This window comes from Pseudoalteromonas sp. SANK 73390, assembly GCF_054966645.1.
On sequence record NZ_ARPN01000041.1, the window covers coordinates 25,525 to 46,732 of the forward strand.

The 21,208-nt window shown below is 41.6% G+C and carries 21 protein-coding genes; 17 read left to right on the forward strand and 4 right to left on the reverse strand.

Going from position 1 to position 21,208, the window contains the following annotated elements:
* Positions 1-63: 63 nt before the first annotated feature.
* The 7 genes from ribF to SANK73390_RS04275 are packed head-to-tail and all read left to right on the forward strand — an operon-like array spanning position 64 to position 7,422.
* Positions 64-990 carry a bifunctional riboflavin kinase/FAD synthetase gene (ribF, locus tag SANK73390_RS04245; protein WP_462763937.1) on the forward strand — a complete coding sequence of 309 codons (927 nt, stop codon included), beginning with the start codon at positions 64-66 and terminating at the stop codon, positions 988-990.
* Positions 991-1,011: 21 nt separating this feature from the next.
* A complete protein-coding gene (gene ileS, locus SANK73390_RS04250) occupies positions 1,012-3,837 on the forward strand; it encodes an isoleucine--tRNA ligase (RefSeq protein ID WP_462763941.1) in 2,826 nt (941 codons plus the stop codon).
* A gap of 9 nt (positions 3,838-3,846) precedes the next feature.
* Entirely contained in the window at positions 3,847-4,347 is a 501-nt protein-coding gene (gene lspA, locus SANK73390_RS04255; protein WP_462763944.1) for a signal peptidase II, read from the forward strand.
* Entirely contained in the window at positions 4,344-4,784 is a 441-nt protein-coding gene (gene fkpB, locus SANK73390_RS04260) for an FKBP-type peptidyl-prolyl cis-trans isomerase (RefSeq protein WP_462763947.1), read from the forward strand. Before lspA ends, fkpB begins: the two co-directional genes overlap by 4 nt.
* Complete coding sequence (ispH, locus tag SANK73390_RS04265) at positions 4,784-5,713, forward strand: 4-hydroxy-3-methylbut-2-enyl diphosphate reductase (protein ID WP_462763950.1); 930 nt, start codon at positions 4,784-4,786, stop codon at positions 5,711-5,713. The genes fkpB and ispH overlap by 1 nt, the downstream gene beginning before the upstream one ends.
* 21 nt (positions 5,714-5,734) lie before the next feature.
* Entirely contained in the window at positions 5,735-6,760 is a 1,026-nt protein-coding gene (locus tag SANK73390_RS04270; RefSeq protein ID WP_462763953.1) for a sensor histidine kinase, read from the forward strand.
* Entirely contained in the window at positions 6,757-7,422 is a 666-nt protein-coding gene (locus tag SANK73390_RS04275; RefSeq protein ID WP_462763956.1) for a LytR/AlgR family response regulator transcription factor, read from the forward strand. The genes SANK73390_RS04270 and SANK73390_RS04275 overlap by 4 nt, the downstream gene beginning before the upstream one ends.
* Before the next feature lie 213 nt (positions 7,423-7,635).
* On the opposite strand, the gene SANK73390_RS04280 is transcribed toward SANK73390_RS04275, so the two are convergent.
* A complete protein-coding gene (locus SANK73390_RS04280; RefSeq protein WP_462763959.1) occupies positions 7,636-7,839 on the reverse strand; it encodes a hypothetical protein in 204 nt (67 codons plus the stop codon).
* A gap of 120 nt (positions 7,840-7,959) precedes the next feature.
* Here SANK73390_RS04280 and pilV point away from each other — a divergent pair, with 120 nt between their 5' ends.
* From pilV to SANK73390_RS04310, 6 genes are read left to right on the forward strand one after another with little or no spacing between them, the layout of a single operon-like run.
* On the forward strand, positions 7,960-8,517 hold the full coding sequence (gene pilV / locus SANK73390_RS04285; protein WP_462763962.1) for a type IV pilus modification protein PilV: 558 nt from the start codon (positions 7,960-7,962) through the stop codon (positions 8,515-8,517).
* Positions 8,518-8,520: 3 nt separating this feature from the next.
* Entirely contained in the window at positions 8,521-9,516 is a 996-nt protein-coding gene (locus SANK73390_RS04290; protein ID WP_462763965.1) for a PilW family protein, read from the forward strand.
* Positions 9,504-9,977 carry a pilus assembly protein PilX gene (locus SANK73390_RS04295; RefSeq protein WP_261594258.1) on the forward strand — a complete coding sequence of 158 codons (474 nt, stop codon included), beginning with the start codon at positions 9,504-9,506 and terminating at the stop codon, positions 9,975-9,977. Before SANK73390_RS04290 ends, SANK73390_RS04295 begins: the two co-directional genes overlap by 13 nt.
* Before the next feature lies 1 nt (position 9,978).
* Positions 9,979-11,490, forward strand: a complete 1,512-nt coding sequence (locus SANK73390_RS04300) for a pilus assembly protein (protein WP_462763968.1) — start codon at positions 9,979-9,981, stop codon at positions 11,488-11,490.
* The gene (locus SANK73390_RS04305) at positions 11,483-13,000 is read left to right on the forward strand and encodes a pilus assembly protein (protein WP_462763971.1); all 1,518 of its coding nucleotides are present in this window, start codon (positions 11,483-11,485) and stop codon (positions 12,998-13,000) included. The genes SANK73390_RS04300 and SANK73390_RS04305 overlap by 8 nt, the downstream gene beginning before the upstream one ends.
* Entirely contained in the window at positions 12,987-13,406 is a 420-nt protein-coding gene (locus tag SANK73390_RS04310; RefSeq protein WP_462763974.1) for a type IV pilin protein, read from the forward strand. The genes SANK73390_RS04305 and SANK73390_RS04310 overlap by 14 nt, the downstream gene beginning before the upstream one ends.
* Before the next feature lie 15 nt (positions 13,407-13,421).
* Here SANK73390_RS04310 and SANK73390_RS04315 read toward each other — a convergent pair whose 3' ends face one another.
* Together SANK73390_RS04315 and SANK73390_RS04320 are read right to left on the reverse strand one after the other, a co-directional pair.
* Positions 13,422-13,940: a GspH/FimT family pseudopilin gene (locus SANK73390_RS04315; protein ID WP_462763977.1), complete on the reverse strand. Its 519-nt coding sequence runs from the start codon at positions 13,938-13,940 to the stop codon at positions 13,422-13,424.
* 291 nt (positions 13,941-14,231) lie between these two features.
* Positions 14,232-14,771, reverse strand: coding sequence for a GspH/FimT family pseudopilin (locus SANK73390_RS04320; protein WP_462763980.1), 540 nt, complete (start codon positions 14,769-14,771; stop codon positions 14,232-14,234).
* A gap of 140 nt (positions 14,772-14,911) precedes the next feature.
* On the opposite strand from SANK73390_RS04320, the gene glnB reads away from it, so the two are divergent.
* Complete coding sequence (gene glnB / locus SANK73390_RS04325; protein ID WP_261594263.1) at positions 14,912-15,250, forward strand: nitrogen regulatory protein P-II; 339 nt, start codon at positions 14,912-14,914, stop codon at positions 15,248-15,250.
* A gap of 206 nt (positions 15,251-15,456) precedes the next feature.
* Here the strand turns inward: glnB and SANK73390_RS04330 are convergent, their stop codons facing one another.
* Positions 15,457-16,215 carry an outer membrane protein assembly factor BamD gene (locus tag SANK73390_RS04330; protein WP_261594264.1) on the reverse strand — a complete coding sequence of 253 codons (759 nt, stop codon included), beginning with the start codon at positions 16,213-16,215 and terminating at the stop codon, positions 15,457-15,459.
* A gap of 123 nt (positions 16,216-16,338) precedes the next feature.
* Between SANK73390_RS04330 and rluD the strand changes: the two genes are divergently transcribed.
* The 3 genes from rluD to clpB all read left to right on the forward strand — a co-directional run bounded on the left by rluD (position 16,339) and on the right by clpB (position 20,715).
* A complete protein-coding gene (rluD, locus tag SANK73390_RS04335) occupies positions 16,339-17,316 on the forward strand; it encodes a 23S rRNA pseudouridine(1911/1915/1917) synthase RluD (protein WP_462763984.1) in 978 nt (325 codons plus the stop codon).
* A gap of 11 nt (positions 17,317-17,327) precedes the next feature.
* Positions 17,328-18,053 carry a peptidoglycan editing factor PgeF gene (gene pgeF, locus SANK73390_RS04340; protein WP_462763987.1) on the forward strand — a complete coding sequence of 242 codons (726 nt, stop codon included), beginning with the start codon at positions 17,328-17,330 and terminating at the stop codon, positions 18,051-18,053.
* An 88-nt stretch (positions 18,054-18,141) separates the two neighbouring features.
* On the forward strand, positions 18,142-20,715 hold the full coding sequence (gene clpB / locus SANK73390_RS04345) for an ATP-dependent chaperone ClpB (protein ID WP_261594267.1): 2,574 nt from the start codon (positions 18,142-18,144) through the stop codon (positions 20,713-20,715).
* Positions 20,716-21,208 lie beyond the last annotated feature (493 nt).

The window sequence follows — 21,208 nt, forward strand, 5'->3', positions numbered from 1 at the left end:
TTTTGAGGAACTTGGGTATAATCGCTCACTTTCCAACTATTGCACAAATAAGGCATTAACACTATGCAACTGATCAGGGGTATACATAATATTCGGGCGCATCATTTTGGCTGCGTGTTGACTATTGGTAACTTTGATGGAGTGCATTTAGGGCATGTTGAGGTGCTAAAAGGGCTCAAGCAAGACGCACAAAAATATGGTTTGCCAAGTACCGTGATGTTGTTTGAGCCTCAACCACAAGAATTTTTTGCCAAAGCTCACGCGCCAGCTAGGCTAACGCGCCTTAGAGATAAATTGTCACTGCTCGCTAAGTTAGGTATAGAGCGTGTGATTTGTGTGAGCTTTAATGCTAAATTTGCAAGTCAAGAAGCCGAATCGTTTATTGAGCAAGTGCTGATAGCTAAACTCGGTGTGAAAGCGCTGACTGTGGGTGATGATTTTCGTTTTGGTCAAGCAAGAGCTGGCGACTTTGCAATGCTAGAGCGCTTGGGTGAAATACACGATATGAATGTGAAAAGCACGGCCAGCTTTCGACGTAACGACCATAGAGTTAGTAGTACTTTGATTAGAGAAGCACTTGCTGAAGGTAGGTTGGACAAAGCACATCATATGTTGGGTCATACGTATGCTATTTCTGGGCGAGTGATACATGGCTGGAAAAAAGGCCGAGAGTTAGGCTTTCGCACAGCCAATATAGCCTTAAAAAGGCAGGTTAACCCAGTGCGTGGCGTATTTGCAGTTATAGCAACGGTCGCTGAAAAACGATATGAAGGAGTTGCCAATATAGGCAACAAGCCGACTTTAAATGGCACCAAGGCACTGTTAGAAGTGCATTTGTTTAATTTTAATCAAGATGTCTACGGGCATTTTATGCAAGTGGAGCTAATTGAAAAGCTTCGCAATGAGCAGAAATTCGATACATTGAAACAATTAACAGCGCAAATCACACTTGATGTTGCAGCTGCCAAACAATGTTTTAATTTTAAGTAGCCGATACGGAAACTAGGATAAATGAGCGACTACAAACATACTTTAAATCTACCGGAAACTGAGTTTCCAATGCGCGGAAACTTGGCGCAACGCGAGCCAAAAATGCTTAAAGCTTGGTACGAGCAAGATCTATATGGTCAAATTCGTAACGCGAAAAAAGGTAAGAAGCCATTTATTTTGCACGATGGCCCTCCGTACGCAAATGGTGATATTCACCTTGGTCACTCTGTAAATAAAATCCTAAAAGACATTATTATTAAGTCAAAGACTTTGTCTGATTTTGATGCACCTTATGTGCCGGGTTGGGACTGTCATGGTCTGCCTATTGAGTTACAAGTAGAGAAAAAAGTTGGCAAACCTGGACAGAAAGTGTCAGCAGCGGAGTTTCGTGAAAAGTGTCGAGCGTATGCAGCAAAGCAGGTTGAAGGGCAAAAAGCAGACTTTAAACGCCTGGGCGTGTTTGGTGATTGGGATAAACCTTACTTAACAATGAACTTTGATTTTGAAGCCAATGCTATTCGTGTATTGGGCCGCATTATTGATAAAGGTCATTTACATAAAGGTGCCAAGCCTGTGCACTGGTGTACTGATTGTGGTTCAGCCTTGGCTGAAGCAGAAGTTGAATATCAAGATAAACAATCACCAGCGATTGATGTGCGTTTTGATTTTGTTGACCAAAGCGCAGTTGTTAATGCATTTGAGCTTGCACAAGGTCATGAAGGTACGGGTACAATAAGCACTGTCATATGGACTACAACCCCTTGGACGCTTCCTGCAAACCGAGCTGTAGCCGTAAATGAGCGACTTGAGTACGCGCTAGTTCAAGTAGAAGACGAAGGCAAAGAGCAGCGTATCATCCTGGGTTCTGAGTTAGTTAAAGATGCTATTGACCGCTTTGGTTTTAAGCACTTTCACGTACTTGGCTATGTAAAAGGTCATGCACTTGAAAATTTACGTGTCGCGCACCCATTTTTAGAAATTGATGTGCCTGTGATTTTAGGTGAGCACGTAACTACAGATTCGGGTACGGGGATTGTTCACACAGCCCCTGGTCATGGTCCAGAGGATTTCTCTGCAGGTCTTGCATATGGTTTAGAAGTTGCTAATCCAGTTGGGGCTAACGGTGTCTTTTTACCAGATACGCCCATCTTTGCTGGGCAACATGTGTTTAAAGCGAATGCGAGTATTGTTGACCACTTAGTCGAAAATGGCACTTTGATGCATCATCATGCGCTTTTACATAGTTACCCACATTGTTGGCGACATAAAACGCCTATCATTTTCCGGGCTACACCGCAGTGGTTTGTGAGCATGGACCAAGCTAATTTGCGCCAAGATTCATTAAGCGAAATTGCGAATACGCAATGGCTTCCTGAGTGGGGTGAAAATCGTATTGCAAACATGGTAGAAGGGCGCCCTGATTGGTGTATATCTCGTCAGCGTACTTGGGGTGTACCTATTGCATTATTTGTTGATAAAGATACTGGTGCCTTGCACCCTAACACCCAAGAATTGATTGAACAAGCCGCTAAATTGGTTGAAGAAAAAGGCATTCAAGCTTGGTATGACTTAGACCCTGAAACGTTGCTTGGTGATGATGCTCAGCAGTTTGTTAAAGTACAAGACACATTAGACGTGTGGTTTGACTCCGGCGTAACTCATTCGTGCGTTGTTGATGCTCGTGAAGAGTTAACGGGGCCAGCTGATTTATACCTTGAAGGATCAGATCAACACCGTGGCTGGTTTATGTCATCAATGATGACGTCAGTGGCAATAAATGGCCATGCCCCTTATCGTCAAGTTTTAACACATGGTTTCACTGTTGACGAAAACGGCCGCAAGATGTCTAAATCATTAGGCAATGTGATCTCGCCGCAGAATATAATGAATAAGCTCGGCGCGGATATCTTACGTTTATGGGTTGCATCAACAGATTACACTGCTGAAATGACGGTATCGGATGAAATATTTAAACGCTCAGCCGATCGTTACCGCCGTATTCGTAACACCAGTCGTTATTTATTAGCCAATTTAAGTGGTTTTAATCCAGCAACAGACTTAGTTGCAGTACAAGACATGGTTGAGTTAGATCGTTGGATTGTGGCACGCGCGGCAGAACTGCAAAAAGAAATCATCAGCGCTTATGACAACTATCAAATGTTAGTTGTAACACAGAAGCTTATGAACTTCTGTACAGGCGAGCTTGGGTCATTCTACCTTGATGTGATTAAAGACCGCCAATATACGGCAAAAAGTGACAGTCATGCGAGACGTTCATGCCAGTCAGCGCTGTATCATATTGCTGAAGCGATGACGCGTTGGATGGCTCCTATCATGAGTTTTACGGCTCAAGAAATTTGGGAAGCACTTCCAGGTGAGCGAGGCCAATTCGTATTTACCGATGTTTGGTATGCAGGTCTTGAAAATGTAACAGAAGGCCAATTGAGCAATGATTATTGGCAAAATCTACTTGCAGTGCGTGATGAAGTAAACCGAGTGCTTGAAAGTGCACGTAAAGAAGAGCTTATAGGTGCAACTTTACAAGCGGAAGTAACACTTTATACGGGTGATGATCTAGCTGATTCGTTAAAGCGTATTGTCGATGAGCTACGTTTTGTATTATTAACCTCAAAAGCTAAAGTTGAAGTGGTGAATACCAAACCTGAAGGTGCCATTGCAACTGAAATTGATGGTTTGTACATTGCACTAAGCGCGACTCAATCCGCTAAATGTGAGCGTTGTTGGCACTACTGTGACGATGTAGGCTCACATGATGGACATGAAGAGCTGTGTGGTCGTTGTGTGAGCAACGTAGAAGGTGAAGGCGAACAGCGTCAATTTGCATAGGAGCAATACGTGACTAACACAACTCAAAAAAGTGGTTTAGTCTGGTTATGGCTGAGTCTAGTGCTTTTTGCAGTAGACTACGTAACCAAAGCTGTAGTAGTTGCAAATATGGAACTCTATGAATCAATAGAGTTATTACCATTTTTTAATTTTACTTACATGCATAACTACGGCGCTGCTTTTAGTTTTTTAAGTGAAGCGGGCGGATGGCAGCGTTGGTTTTTAAGTGTTATCGCAATTGCTATCAGTGCACTTTTACTGTATTGGTTGAAAAAATTATCGGCGAGCAGCTGGGTACTATGTAGCGCATACTCGATGGTACTTGCTGGCGCTATCGGTAATCTTGTAGATAGATTAATACATGGTTATGTGATCGACTTTTTACATTTTTACTATCAAAATTGGCATTATCCTGCGTTTAACGTGGCTGATATGGCGATTGTTTGCGGCGCTGGGTTATTGATTTTTGATGCCTTTAAAGGTGATAAAGCGCAGGAGGAAAAAGCATGAGTGAGCAAGTGATTGGCCCAAAATCTGAAGTGGTATTTCACTTTTCAATTAAGCTTGAAGATGGGTCTGCGGCAGACTCAACCAAAGTGCATAACAAACCGGCAAAATTGTTTATGGGCGATGGTAGCCTTACTGATAACTTCGAAAAGTGCTTGCTCGGCTTAAAAACCGGGCAAAGTAAGTCGTTTGACTTACAACCGGAAGATGCATTCGGTCAACCAAACCCAGATAACGTTTATTATTTAGACCGCAGCAAGTTTGGCGCTGATACTCCTGCTAAAGTGGGCAGTATTATTGCATTTACTCAGCCTGACGGTACCGAATTGCCTGGATTAGTTCGGGAAGTCGCTGGTGACTCTGTGACTGTTGATTTTAATCACCCTTTAGCTGGGCAACCAGTCACCTTTGAAGTTGATATTCTTGAGGTAAAAAACTAATGGATATTTTGCTGGCAAACCCTCGTGGCTTTTGCGCCGGAGTTGACCGTGCTATTAGCATTGTTGAGCGTGCGTTAGATATTTTTGAAAAGCCAATTTATGTGCGCCATGAAGTTGTTCACAATAAATATGTTGTGGATGGTCTGCGCAAACGAGGGGCTGTGTTTGTTGAGGAGTTAAATCAGGTACCAGATGAAAGCATCGTTATTTTTAGTGCACATGGGGTATCTCAACAAGTACGCCAAGAAGCAAAGCGCCGTGAGCTAAAGGTATTTGATGCAACTTGCCCTTTGGTGACTAAAGTGCATATGGAAGTAACTCGTGCTAGTCGCAAAGGCACCGAATGTGTGCTCATTGGTCACCATGGTCACCCAGAAGTTGAGGGTACGATGGGGCAATACAATAATCCAAATGGTGGTATTTACTTAGTTGAAACACCAGAGGATGTTGACAATTTACAAGTCAAAGATGCAGCTAATTTATTTTACTGCAGCCAAACTACTTTGTCAGTTGATGATACAGCGGATGTTATTGATGCATTGCGCAGTAAGTTTCCACAAATTCACGGGCCTCGTAAAGATGACATTTGTTATGCAACGCAAAATCGTCAAGATGCAGTGCGAGACTTATCAGATAAAGTTGATATTTTATTGGTCGTTGGGGCAAAAAATAGTTCTAACTCCAATCGACTAAGGGAACTTGCTGATAAGATGGGAACCCAAGCTTACCTTATTGATGATGCTGATAGTGTGGATGTTAATTGGTTCGCAAACGTTAAGCGTGTTGGCGTCACTGCCGGCGCATCTGCGCCAGAAGTGTTAGTGCAGCAAGTAGTCACAAGATTGAAAGAGCTAGGTGGCCACACGGTTGCTGAAAACCCAGGTGAAGAAGAAAACGTGGTCTTCGCTGTTCCTATTGAACTTAGATAGTCTTTTAGCAAACAGCTTATTATGGTTAAGTCAAACGATTTAACATCGCAGCTGTTACCTACCATTATTACCTCAAGAGGTGTGCTGGCTATGCTGGTCACCTCGCAGATACTTGCTTGTGTCTTGGCATTTTCACCAATGAGTTATGAAGATGTTTGGGTTCGCTTAGGTATATTTAGTTTATTTATTCACTGTGTTAGTGCTGTCGGGTTTAGCATACTGTATTTTTTACAAGCTCAATTGAGTCGCTGTAATATGTTCAGCCAAGTAACCATAATTATTATTATTTTTGAATGTATAACGGCAACACTTAGTATCGCAGTGCCATTTTTAGCTCCCATTGAGGGCCTTGAGGTTGATGGGGCATTTGTGTTGAAGAATATGACGATTTGTCTATTTGTATCGTTATTGTTTATTCACTCCATGAGTATTTTTTTAGATAAACTACAAACAGTTGAAGCTTTGTCACAAGTAGAGCTAGAAGCATTGAGCGCACGTATTAGGCCCCATTTTTTGTATAACAGCTTAAACACAATAGCTGAACTAACACACATAGATAAAAAGCATGCAGAACAAGCTGTTATTACGCTAGCACAATTATGCAAAGCAACGATGTGTACTCAGCAATTAAGCTCTTTAAATGACGAGCTGCACTTAGCACGTCAATATGTTGAGTTAGAACGATGGCGATTTAGTGAACGCCTGTCAGTTAATTGGAGTATGCCGAGCAGTATTCCAAATGTGCAAATTCCTGTCTTAAGCGTACAGCCTTTGCTGGAAAATGCCGTAATCTATGGGGTAGAAACTAACCCCGAATTGACACAAATAGACATTGAACTTACGCTTTATAAGCGACAGATAGAACTTAAGATCTGTAATAGTTACCACCACACTGATGTTCACTCACATCAAGGTCAGGGAATGGCGCAAAATAATATTCGTGCACGGTTAGCGTTGCACTTTGGTAATAAAGCTACTTTGCAAACGCAGCAAATTCAGGATAAATATACAGCGCTACTTATTATTCCTATAGGTGAAAAGTCATGAAATACATGGTTGTTGATGATGAGCCGTTAGCGCGCCAACGCATTAAAAGGTTGATTGCCCCTTTGCTTGATTATGAGTGTATTGCAGAGACCGGAAAACCTCAGGAAGTTTTGGCGTTGGCTGAGCAGTTCCAACCGCAGTTGATTTTACTCGATATTAGTATGCCGGGTATGGATGGGCTAGAGCTGGCAAAGTACCTAGCAGAACTCACGTTTGCACCCAAGGTTATCTTTATTAGCGCGCACCCAGAATATGCGTTAGATGCCTTTAGGGTCTTTGCCAATGGGTACTTGGTGAAGCCAGTGGAGCAAAATGAACTCCATATACTACTTCAGCGTTTGTTTCCCGCAAAAATTAAATACACCATTGGTAATCAAACTCGGTGGGTTGAAGTCGCTGATATACTGGTTGCAAGAGCACAAGATAAATATACCCAGCTATTTTTAAAATCTGGACAGGCTGTTATAGATGTAAGCCTTAAGCAACTGCTCAGTCTCTATTCACTGCATTTCGTACAAGTGCATCGCAAAACGTTAGTAAAAAGTAGTGCAATGCAAGCCTTGATTCACAATCGCGAAGGTTACTTTGTGACGATTGACGGTTACCCCGATGAAATAGCGGTAAGTCGTCGTGCGGCTCAAGCGCTTAAGTTAAAAAACTAGGGGCTTATGTGGACTCCCTGCCAATGCCAAAAAGAAAGAGTTAAAATAAATTAGATGCTAGCTTATATACGGGCTCAAATTGAGGGACTACCTCTGGCCTGTGATGTATTCGCATCTTAATGACTTCTCTGTTGAACAGTTTATGCAACTTCAGTCCCTAGCAGTCTTTTGAAGGTCCCTCTTACCTATTTTAAGCGCTCTTATTGACAAACTTTAAGCCACAAGTAATCGTGGTTCATATTCTTTATTATGCTTTTGCATTGCAAAAGCGGTTCTTATCGTTTTATTCGCTAAAGCAATTGCCGCGAATTTCTTGCCTCGGCGAGCGGTTAATACTTTTAACCAAATCTCTTTTTCACTGCGGCTTTCTCTTTTTCTAGTTGGGAAAATATCTGAATGACTGCTGTAAAAATACACAGCAAAGATCAACAGACCCTAACCATTTATCCGTTATTTCTACCACTTGTAAGAAAACAGCTTGTATATTTTACATGGTTTCATAAGCTAGTTTTATGATGCTTTTACTGCGATTTAAATATGTTCGCTGTTTCTTTTAAAAACTCAGGGTTTACGTTGCTTGAGGTACTGATTGCATTTATGGTACTCAGTTTTGGTTTGCTTGGCGCTGTGGCGCTGCAAGCTAAAGCTAAACAAGCAAGTTTTGATGCGATGCAGCGTGCTGCGGCAATTGCATTGGCAAATGACATTGTGCAGCGCTTAAGAGTGAATGATACGTTAGCGCTCAGCGCTAACTATAAAGTGGTGTTTAACAGCACGACAACCTTGAGCCCTGTCACTCGTTGCTTTAGTACACAATGTAATTCTGCAACGATTGCAGCGATGGATATAGAGCATTGGCGCCAAGCAATACGAGCCAGAGAAAACACAGGGTCACTTGATAATACCACTGTATGTATTACGCCATCAGTTGTGGGTGGTACTCGCAATCGTGGATATAACGTTGAGGTTGTGGTGGCATGGCAAGGTAAACAAGCAATGAAAGCAAGTGAAAAAAATCAGTCTATTAGCTGTGGAATTAAAAATGATAATCGGCGATTAGTGGTACTCAATAGTTACATTTTATTGAGGGCTTAGTACATGAAAAATGAAGGCTTTTCTATAGTTGAATTATTGATTGCTTTGTTTATTGGCGTATTGATATTAGGGGGCGTTAGTGCAACTTATATTAGTATGAAAGTGACTACACGCGATACGATGGCGATTGGTGAAATGCAAGAAACTGGTCGGCTAACACTAGATATATTAAAACGAGATGTTGAGCAGGTTGGTTTTTGGGGCACTTTTTATGAAGAAGGTTTTAGCGACGAGAATGTCACCTTAGTTGATGGTATTAAGACACCCGATGGCGATTGCTTTGGTGGTATTAACAATGGCAGTTTTCCAAGTACTGATCCGACAAATTTTCGGTCAATCTTTTCAGCTCAAGCTTCGAGCAGTAACGCACTAAACTGTATTTTAAATGCAAAGCAAAATACTGATGTGGTGCAGTTAAAATTTTTAGAAGGAAGCCCTCTTACTAGCAGTAGTGCTATGAATGAAAATCGTTATTACTTTATTGCCGATCAAGAGCTAGCCATATTTACTTCAGGCGTTCAAAGAACAGCGTTACCCACCGTTAACTCTACACTTTGGCCATATAGCCACCATGTATATTATATCAGTGAGCAATCCGTAACGCTCAGAGGCCAACAGCTTACTATTCCAGTTTTATCCCGAAAACGCTTAACGGTAAAAGGAGGCATGTTTAGTGAAACGGTAATGGAAGGAGTTGAGGATATTCGCTTTGTTTTTGGTTTAGATACAAATGCCGACAACAGAGTTGATAGTTACCGTAGTAGTATAGATATGACAGCTTCAGACTGGGAGCGACTAAACGGTATTTTAACCGTACAGATTTTTGTCTTGGTGAGGGCATTGGAACCCGATGCTGATTTGAAACTTAAAAACCAAACTTATACGTTGGGCTCCGACCCTGACAAGCGTGTACATACTTTTAGTGATAACTTTCGTCGTACTGTATTTTCTACCACAGTAAGGCTTAATAACATGGGAACAATCATATGGCGTTTATAAAAAAACAACAAGGTATCGTATTGATCAGTGCCATGATTATGATTGTTGCGGTCAGTGCCATCGCTGTCGCTTTGATGAGTACCAGTAGTTTAGATTTGAAAATAACCAATGCGGCACAAGAGAGACAAGAAGCTGAGAGTATTCTTATGGGGGAAGTGCAACGGGCGATTGCGATGCAAACTGCATTAGAAGGAAATAGCCTATTTACGCGTAGCCGTCAGCAATTAGCACAAGGAAATAACACGTTTAACGGACTCAATGGGGTGACAAATGCGGTAATTAGCTTAAACAAAGGCCCTATGGAAATTCAATGTCCTCGATCTTATAGCTATACCTCAGGTGTAATTTGCAATATGACACAATTAGAAACTTCGATTACCTATGGTACTAAAACTCAGCATACGGTTACAGTAGTAACGGGTATAGGCCAAGAAATGTTGAGCATTAAGGAGGGGCGTTGAAATGTTTAAAGTGTTAGTTATTTTATTATTTATAACGTGTCAGGCTGCCGCTGAAGACATCGAATTATATATCAAACGAAATGCTGATATTACGCAAAATCCCAGAGTGTTAGTTGTATTTGATACATCAGGGAGTATGGCTTTTTCAAGCACAACAGGTAATAGCTGTGGCTATAATTACTCCACAGGGCGCTATACTTTGTGCAATGATAACCGTTTAGGCGTGGCTAAAGAGGCGATAACTACGTTGGTAGATAGTAACACCGATATTGATTTTGGCTTGATGCGTTTTAATGGTAGCAATGGTGGCTATATATTAGCTGGATTAGGGGCCAGCTCTAGCACTATGAAAAATCAGCTTAACTCTTTAGAAGCAAATGGGGCAACGCCGCTCAGTGAGACTTTATGGGAAGCTTATTTATATCTAACCGGTGGCAGTCGTTACTATTCAAGATATTGGACTACCTCAGGGCGAGACACTAATGTCGAGCGTGGTTATCAATATATCTCACCGTTCGAAGCAATCGCCAGCGACCCAAGAATATGTAATAGCTCTGCGAATGTGATTGTTATGACTGATGGTGACCCCTCTAATGATAGTCAAAGCGACTTTAACATCACAAGTGAGTACTTTAGTACTTTTTCAAAGACCGCAAGCAGAGTGCGTAATAATTATATGCCTGCTTTAGCTGAGTTAATTCATGAGAAAAGTGACTTGTATACGCAGCAAGGTAATGTTGTTGATAGAGGTCGTGTTTACACTATTGGCTTTGGCCGTGGAATGAGTGAAGAAGGCACAGAAATACTACAAAAAACGGCTGATTTAGGGGGAGGGATTTATACGCAGGCTAATACGCCAAATGAATTGTCAGAGGCACTAAAAAACCAGATAGACAACATTCGCCAACTTAACGATAGCTTTTCCTCGCCATCGGTATCAACCAGCAGTTCAGATCAAACTAGAAGCGGTAACTCGCTGTACTACACAATGTTTTACCCTGAAAGTCACACACGCTGGCAGGGTAACTTGAAAAAGCTAGAGTTTTCAAATAATAAAGTAGTTGATATGCAAGGCGCCAACGCGCTTGATGGACAAGGATTAATTAAATCAGGGGCAACCACTTTTTGGTCAGAAGCCAACTCTCAAGATGGGAATAGCGTCAAACGTGGTGGTGTTAATTATCAGCTATCTCAACAAGTAAATAGAGTGATTTACTCTGACTTTGGTCGGGGTGAGCTGCGACGATTTACAATGCGTGAAGGAAGAACTCGCTATGGAAACAGAAGAAAATTCGCGCAAAAGTTAGGTGTGAATGGGAATCAAGCACGAACAACTGTGAATTGGGTCTATGGTATTGATGTGGACGATGAGGATGGTGATGGCAATACAACTGAGCGTCGTGATACCATTTTTGGCGATCCATTGCATTCTAAGCCTGTTTCAATGGATTATGGTAATGGTGACGTACGCGTGATTGTTGGCACGAATGCAGGTTTTTTTGCATATGTTTAAAGATAATGGAGATACGGTAAGGGAGAGCTGGGCTTTTATTCCTGAAGATTTATTTGATGTAATACAACCAACACGTATTAGCAGGCCTGATACCAAATTGTATGGTATGGATGGCCCGTTGACTATATATTTTCATGATACTCAGAAAAACGGTGTTGTAGATGGTGAAGATAAAGTGTGGCTATTTGCTGGAATGCGTCGAGGCGGGCACCGTTACTATGCGTTTGATATTACCTCGCCAGATAGACCCAAACTAATGTGGAATGGAGCGCTTGTTGGGGGGAGTGATGATTTTGCCGAGCTAGGGCAAACTTGGTCTAAACCAGAGGTTACCTTTATTGAAAGCCAAGGAGAAACACCGGTATTAATTTTTGGCGCAGGTTATGACACAAATAAAGACAATCACTCTAAGTCTGATGACAACAAGGGTCGCGGTGTTTTTATTATTAATGCACAATCTGGAGATTTAGTGTGGTCGTTAACGCCTGCTAATGGGTTTACAGGCCAGCATAGTGTCGCGAGCGATTTAACAATGTTAGACTCCAACTATGATGGTTATACAGATAGGCTATATTTTGCGGATACAGGCGGCGGGGTATGGCGTGTTGATATGCCAGGAGACAGCCCTACAGCATGGACGCATTTTCAATTGGCGGAGTTAGCGCAAAATGGTACAAGTGGTGATAGGCGTTTTTTTTATAAACCTGCTTTAGCACGAACATTTTTTAGTAAAGTAACAGTCACATCGACACCTGATGGGGATATTACCACGCGTAAAGACACCCCTTATGAGGCAATTATTCTAGGTTCGGGTAATCGTTCAAGGCCAACTTCTACTGGGGTGAATGATTACTTATTCATGATTAGAGATGAAAATACCGTAACACAATCTTTTAAAAATAATGTACCCGAGACGATTAAAGTGGGTGACCTAATGGATATAACGAGCGATCCATTTGCATCTACTTTAGATGATCTTAACGGCTTTACAAATGTAGAGGCGACATTAGGTGGCTTTAATGGTTGGAAATATGCTTTAAACGGTAATGAAAAGTCGCTGGCTGGTGCAACAGTAGCAGGCGGAATTGCTTACTTTTCGTCGTTTACACCACCTGCAAATGTGAGTCGTTGTGATGTATCTACAGGTACCGGTAATTTATATGCGTTGCATTTACATTATGGTACTCAGGTTTATGAGCAGCTAAAATATGAAACGACACACAGTGTACCAGACACCCCCAAAGTCTATTTTAGTTGTGAAAATGGCTCTAACGCTGGCGGGTGTGAAACTGTTGTAAGAATGGTGGGCCCGGCTATTAAATCGGATGTAGCAAATAGTACAGGAGATGGGCCATCAACAGGCACTCCTTGGAAAGCTGCAAAAATAGTTGATAGCCCTCAGCCTGTCATGGTTGATGGGGTGCCAACCTTAGTTGAACCACAAATTGATTTTGGCCTAACGACTCGACAAATGTTTATCTACAAAAAAGAGAAAAATGATGAAAAATAACCGCAGTTTTAGCAACGGGTTTACTTTGTTAGAGGCACTGATTGTATTAGTGATTATAGGTATTGTTGCATCTTTTGCTTACCCTAGTTATCAGCAGTTTTTAATCAAGGCGGCGCGCTCAGATGCGATGGTTGTGTTACTCGATGCTGCAAATAGGCAAGAGCAATACTTTGTGGATAATCGAAGTTATACGAATAAACTGTCAGATATAGGTGTGCTTAATACAACTGAAAATGGCTATTATTCAATCACAGTGACCGTAGACGATAATAAGTTTGAATTTAAGGCAACACCAATTTCCGGTCCAGTCTTAGGTGACACGCAATGCTCAGCTTTGATGATAAACGAGCTAGGGCAAAAGCTCAGTGATGGCAGTGCGCCAACTAAGCAATGCTGGCAACAGTAGGGTGGTAATGTTGGCCTACAAGGGGCACTTTTTAGTGTCTCTTATACGCGCTCTACCGGAATTGCTAACACTCATTTCTAAACCATCAGAAACACCTTCATGTATTGGTAAACAATACACAAATGTACCATTGGTAAACCCTTTTATAGAGGCATCACTATTAAATATAATCGCCCGCCTAGGGTATTCGATAGTATCCTGAGGCGCAATGGCAGATAGTTCATGAAGCCGGATATCATCACCATCCAGCACCCTAAGCTCTCCTCTATCGACAAACACGGTAAGTTTTTTATGCCAAGCATTGTCAATACATTGTTGATTTTCAAGATGACAAAGTGTTGTTTTATTGCCTGATGAAGCCGCTTGAGTTTTAGCTAAATGCAGTGCGCGCTTGAGTTGTTTCAAGGCAAACTCAGGGCGATGCGCAGAAATTACTTCGCTATAACTTGTCAGTGCAAGACTTAGTAAAACGATTATTATGGTAAGGGTAACGAGTATTTCAAGTAGAGTTAGCCCCACATGTTTGTGAAACATATGACCATCCATCCTTGGAGTTCAAACTATATAGTGAGTTAAAAGTTAGCTTATTGCTCACTAAAAGCAAATAATCAGTACCATAGTGGTATGTTAATTAACCTCTGGTTCGGATAAGGGTTTTGGAATAGAAAATACTTTGTAAACAAACATTACGTACAATCTAATGATGATGTTTTATTCAATATTAAGGCGCTTTCATTTGTAATAGCGGGCTATTACAAATGAAAGCAACGCCGAGAGTGAGGAAAATTAGCTTTATTGGGCAAACTCGCTTATTCAGAGCTGAGGTTAATTACAGCTAGAGTTAGTTTCACCATTGAACAAAGCATTACCAGATAAAGTCACTGTGAGCATTTGATTCGCAGTATTCTCGGAACTACTTGGGCAATAAATGAACTTCCCAATATTGCTCGTAATTTGACCGCTGCTATCAAAACGTATAAAAGAACTGGTAAAGCCTAGAGAGTCTGAGTCAGGAATAGGGTCTATCACTCTTAAAATTGATTCAGTGCTACTGTCAAAGCTACCGTTATTATTTTTATCAACGAAAACAACTTTGGCAGAACTGGACCAGTTACTAAGGCAAGATAGATCGTCGCCGCTAGATAGTTGGCTTTCATCGACAGGGCAAAATATGACTATTTCATCACTGGCGGTTGCTTTCGCCCTCGCAAAGGTAATATTGCGTTTCAAATCAAGCAAATATGATTCGGCGCGATTATTGCCAAGTAGGTTATTATTACCATAAAAAGCAACTGAGGCAAGTATTGCTAAAATAGCGATAGTAATGAGCAGTTCAATAAGTGTGAAACCTTTGGCTTTATACACAGTAGAATCCATATATCTCAACGAGTTCAACATTAATTTTATTCATTATGGTGCTTTTTGACTCTAAAGCAATGACTTTGTTTGCTAACATTTTTAGGATTGATTAAAATCGACGCACCAGTATAGGAAAATACACAGCCATGAAAAAAATAGAAGCGATAATTAAGCCATTCAAGTTAGACGACGTGAGAGAAGCACTATCAGACGTAGGCATAACCGGTATGACGGTATGTGAAGTAAAAGGCTTTGGTCGCCAAAAAGGCCATACTGAATTGTATCGCGGTGCCGAGTACATGGTAGATTTCTTACCTAAAGTGAAACTGGATATAGTGCTTGGCGATGAAGACGTTGATAGAGCAATTGATGTAATCTTAAAAACAGCACAAACAGGAAAAATCGGCGACGGTAAGATTTTTGTTACAGAAGTAGAGCGTGTGGTACGTATTCGTACAGGCGAAGAAGATGAAGACGCAATTTAATGAGCACACACCAAATTAATGTATTTTTAATTTGAAATGTTAAACATACTGTGAACTGTGTTATCAACCTTGACTAATTAGGGCGATTCACGCACTCTACTATATGATCAGTATTTATCTACTGTTTATGATTACTGCAAAAGAATTAAAGAAGACAGGTAAGTTCTGCGCGTACACATTAGTACGCACAGGATTTATTGAAGTTTCTAGCGCTTATTAACTTTTCTAGTTTGACGCGCGTTATCACTAAGCTCTGTCAGGCCAAGCTTCTTATAGCTCTTTTCCATCATCTCTAAAGCATCATTCAAATAACTGCTTTGTGAATAATGTTCAACAACGTATTTGCCACGATTTGCAGCTGCAAGGTAGGCTTCGCGTTCAAAATAATATTGCGCCACTTTAAGCTCATAGCGCGCCATTTTATTTAATAACCACACAAGGCGTTTTTTGGCTTCAGGCACATACTGACTGTCAGGATAGCTTTGAACCAGTGTTGATAAGTCTTGGAATGCTACACGAGTACGGTTCGCATCACGGTCGGCTCTGTCAATTCCAAAATAATCTTGGAAAGCGTTTTCATCAGCCTTGATATTTACTAAACCACGCATGTAGTACATATAGTCTAAGTTTTTATGGTTTGGGTTTAAGCGAATAAAACGGTCAATGTGTGCGAGCGCTTGTTCTGTATTACCCGTTTGATAGTGAGCAAATACTAAGTCCATTTGCACCTGTCGAGAAAACGGACCAAAAGGGTAACGTGAGTTGATTGCACTGAGCAATTCAATAGCTCTTGCATACAGACCTGAATCTAATGTTTCTTTAGCATCTTCATAAAGAGCTTGAGCAGATTTATTGGGTACGCGTTCTATTTCATCTTGTTCTGGCGCAGAAGAGCAGGCTGCTAAGCCTAAAAATGAGGCGCTAAGTATGATGGCAAAGGCGCGCTTCCCTAAGTTATTTATCATTTTATTTTACTACCTTTGTTGTCTTCGGCTAGGCCAAGTGGGTAAAACCGAGTAAACTATGCATTTATGCGATTCTAACCCAGTCGAGCACAGCTTGCACTGGTAAATTAGGTAAAGTTACGAATGTCAGAGCAAATTTCTCTTCAAGCTGAAGTCCCCACTGAGTTAGGTGGTAAACGTCTAGACCAAATTTTGGCGCAATTGTTCCCCGATTTTTCTCGTTCGAGAATAAAAACTTGGATTTTAGATGATAAAGTCATGGTTGATGGAGCCGTGTTAAACACCCCTCGTGAGAAGTTACTCGGTGGTGAAGTGGTTGCTATTGAAACCCAAATAGAGGCACCGCGTGAATATGAGGCGCAAGATATTGCCTTAGATATCATATATGAAGATGATGATATTTTGGTGATCAATAAGCCAATGGGGCTGGTTGTTCATCCAGGTGCAGGTAACCCCGATGGTACGGTCCTTAATGCCTTACTTCATCACCACCCTGAGATTATTAATGTTCCACGAGCCGGTATTGTTCATCGTTTGGATAAAGATACAACAGGGCTTATGGTGGTTGCTAAAACCATTCAAGCACAAACGCATTTGGTGAAAAACCTACAAGCGCGAGAAAACTTTACTCGAGAGTATGAGGCGATTTGTAATGGCACAATGACGGCTGGCGGCATGGTTGAAAAGCCAATTGGCCGACACGCTACAAAGCGCACCCATATGGCGATTCATGAAATGGGTAAACCGGCAATTACACATTACCGTGTTGCAGAAAAATTTCGTGCGCATACACGTTTGCGTCTACGTTTAGAAACAGGCCGAACTCACCAAATTCGTGTACATATGGCGTATTTAAATCATCCATTGATAGGTGACCAGTTATATGGTGGTCGTCCTCGTCCCCCACGCAATGCAACACCAGAGTTGTTTGCTCAGTTACGAGATTTTAAGCGCCAAGCGTTACACGCTATTAAGTTGAGTATTGCACACCCAATTAGTGGCGAGATGATGACATGGGAAGCACCAGTGCCAGAAGATATGCAAGTACTTACGCAAGCTTTGCGTGAAGATACGAAAGAAAACCCTAATTTAGCTTTGTAAGAAATTAGTCAATGTTACTGCCAAATTGGCCTATGCAGCATGTTGTGGGTGGGTTATCGACAACCCGAGCTCATGGTTGCTCTAATGGGCCTTTTACAGGGTTGAACTTGGCTTATCATGTCGGGGATAGCGCTGTTGATGTGGATGCGAATCATCACCAGTTGCTCAACTATCTGCCACGCCCAGCACATTGGTTAACTCAGGTTCATGGTGCAGAAGTGGTTGAGGTTAGTTGTGAGCAACCCATGTATCCTTGGCCAAAGGCTGATGCTTTGTACTCACGCTTGCGCCAACAGCCTTTGGCGATTATGACGGCTGATTGTTTGCCGATATTAGTGTGTGATCAACAAGGTCTTGAAGTAGCTGCAATCCATGCTGGTTGGAAACCATTAGTTAAAGGGGTTATTGGCAATACACTAGGCGTATTCCAGTCATCGCCTAAGCAACTTGTTGCTTGGCTTGGCCCTGCTATTGGTGCGCAACAGTTTGAAGTTGGTGGTGAAGTTAAATCGCAATTTTGTGATTTTCATAAAGCGCATACTAATGATTTTATTGAGCAAGGTAATGGTAAGTATCTTGGTGATATTTATGCCATAGCGCGGCGTCAATTAAACTTGTTAGGCGTTGTGCAAGTTTTTGGTGGAGAATATTGCACCGTAAGTCAAAGGGAGTTGTTTTTTTCTTATCGCCGAGATGGTCAAACAGGGCGAATGGCCAGCTTGATCTGGCGCAATTAATCTTATTTTCCTTTCACTTATTACTTGAACAATCTGGCAACAATACCCATTAATTAACTAGTTATCGTTTTTATATAGGTAGATACCCATGCGTTTAGATAGATTTACCAGCAAATTTCAGGCTGCGCTTTCTGATGCGCAATCATTGTCTCTAGGGCGGGACCATCAATTTATCGAACCAGTTCATTTAATGTATGCACTATTACAGCAAAATGGTTCGAGTGTGCGTGCCTTGCTTGCTCAAGCAGGTGTGAGCGCAGATGAATTAAACAGTAAGTTATCTCAAGCAATTGAGAAAATATTCAAAGTTGAGGGTACAGGCGGGGATGTTCAGCTTTCAAACAATCTCGTCTCTTTGATCAACTTGTGTGACAAATACGCTCAAAAAAGAAAAGATCAGTACATTTCCAGTGAGCTTTTTGTATTCGCGGCTTGTGAAGACAAAGGGCCTTTGGGAGATATTTTTACCTCACTTAATATTACTCAACCCAAGATAGAGACTGCAATTAAAGCAATTCGTGGTGGCCAAAAAGTAGATAGCCCTAATGCAGAAGAAACAAGGCAGTCGCTGGAAAAGTTCACTATTGACCTAACAGAGCGTGCTGAGCAAGGTAAACTTGACCCTGTTATTGGTCGTGATGATGAAATTCGTCGCACCATTCAGGTTTTGCAGCGTCGAACAAAAAACAACCCTGTGCTGATTGGTGAGCCCGGGGTGGGTAAAACGGCCATCGTTGAAGGATTAGCACAGCGCATTATCAATGGTGAAGTACCAGAAGGCTTAAAAGGTAAACGTGTTTTATCTTTAGATTTAGGCGCACTCGTTGCTGGTGCCAAATACCGTGGTGAATTTGAAGAGCGGCTAAAGTCGGTACTTAATGAGCTGGCTAAAGAAGAAGGCCAAGTTATTCTATTTATAGATGAAATTCATACTATGGTAGGGGCCGGTAAAACGGATGGCGCAATGGATGCGGGTAATATGTTAAAGCCAGCCTTAGCGCGTGGTGAATTACATTGCGTTGGCGCAACTACGCTGGACGAATATCGTCAGTACATAGAAAAAGACGCTGCACTTGAACGGCGTTTTCAAAAAGTATTTGTGAGTGAGCCCAGTGTTGAAGATACCATTGCTATCTTACGTGGTTTAAAAGAGCGCTATGAGTTACACCACTCTGTAGATATTACCGACCCAGCTATTGTTGCTGCTGCAAATTTATCTCACCGTTATATCAGTGACCGTCAATTACCAGATAAAGCCATTGACTTAATTGATGAAGCTGGTAGCTCAATCCGCTTGCAAATAGACTCCAAGCCCGAACAACTCGATAAACTTGAGCGACGTATCATTCAGCTTAAACTTGAAGATAACGCGTTAGTTAAAGAAAAGGATGAAGCAAGTCAAAAGCGTCGCAGTGAAATGCAATCGTTAATAGGAGATCTTGAGGGCGAATATAAAGAGCTAGATGAAGTGTGGAATGCAGAAAAGGCATCATTGCAGGGCACTCAAGTTATTAAAGCCGAACTTGAACAGGCTCGCTTAGACTTGGAAGTAGCTAGGCGTGCAAGTGACTTACAACGCATGTCAGAGTTACAATATGGCCGCATTCCCGAGTTAGAGAGAAAGCTTGATCTTGCTTCGCAAGCAGAGATGCAAGAAATGAGCTTGTTGAAAAACCAAGTAGGAGAAGATGAAATAGCCGAGATTCTTTCTCGTTGGACAGGGATACCAGTGGCTAAAATGCTGCAAGGGGAGCGTGAAAAGCTATTACAAATGGAAGATGAGCTGCACAAAAAGGTGATTGGCCAAGATGAGGCCGTTACTGCAATTGCCAATGCTATTCGCCGTTCACGCGCTGGCCTTGCCGATCCAAACCGCCCAATTGGCTCATTTTTGTTCTTAGGCCCAACGGGTGTGGGTAAAACAGAACTTACTAAAGCTCTTGCGCATTTTATGTTTGATACCGAAGATGCCATGGTTCGTATTGATATGTCGGAGTTTATGGAAAAACATTCAGTCGCAAGATTGGTGGGCGCACCTCCGGGTTATGTTGGCTATGAAGAAGGTGGCTATTTAACTGAAGCTGTACGTCGCAGGCCTTATTCTGTCATATTACTCGATGAAATTGAGAAGGCACACCCTGATGTATTTAACATATTGCTTCAGGTACTAGATGATGGGCGTTTAACTGATGGCCAAGGGCGTACTGTAGATTTTAAAAATGCCGTGATTATCATGACTTCAAATTTAGGCTCTGACATTATTCAAGAGCAGGCGGGAAGTAATGACTATGCTGCTTTGAAAGAGTTAGTCATGGGGGTGTTAGCGAGTCAATTTAGACCAGAGTTTATTAATCGAATTGATGAGACGGTGGTATTCCATCCGCTTGTAGGTGAGCATATAAAGCAAATCGCCAGTATTCAATTAGAGAAGCTAGAGTCGCGTTTACGTGATAAAGGGTATGAATTTATTCTAACGCCTGCAGCACTTGAAAAAATTGCAGCGAGTGGTTTTGACCCCGTGTTTGGTGCAAGGCCTTTAAAGCGTGCAGTTCAGCAATACATCGAAAACCCCTTAGCACAGCGTTTGCTCTCAGGTGACTTCATCAGTGGTGATAAAGTAACAGTTGATGTACAAGGCGATGACATTGTTTTTGTGAAATAATGCCCAGAAGTAAGCTTGGCAAGTCCTTGTTGAGCTTACGACCTTGGCTGACTAGCAGATGTGCAGCTACTAGGCCATTTTCCAATGGTAAAATCGGAGTATTTATTTAATGCAATTTAGGGCGTTTTAATTTTTACTGTATCTTTTCAGCAGTTATTCAGGTGTTTCCCCCAAGGCAGAGCATAGTTATTTTATGTAAGTCTGGTGATAACGTAGAAAATACCTAAATGGTTACTGCTCAAAGGCTTACGCTGCGTTGTCATGGGCTACTAACATAGATCACTATGCAACAGAGTCCATTCCTTGCATTGAAAGCCTTTGATTAGAACAAAATTCATACCTCAAAAATAACAACCCCTAGTATAAAACACGCTTAGAAATATCATCATGACGAATCATTAACAAAAATGCGATTATTGTTATTGGAGCAAGGTGTGCTAAAACTAAACAATGAGTTCGCTTGCATTGCTGTTTATGTTTACGAGTGAGTATA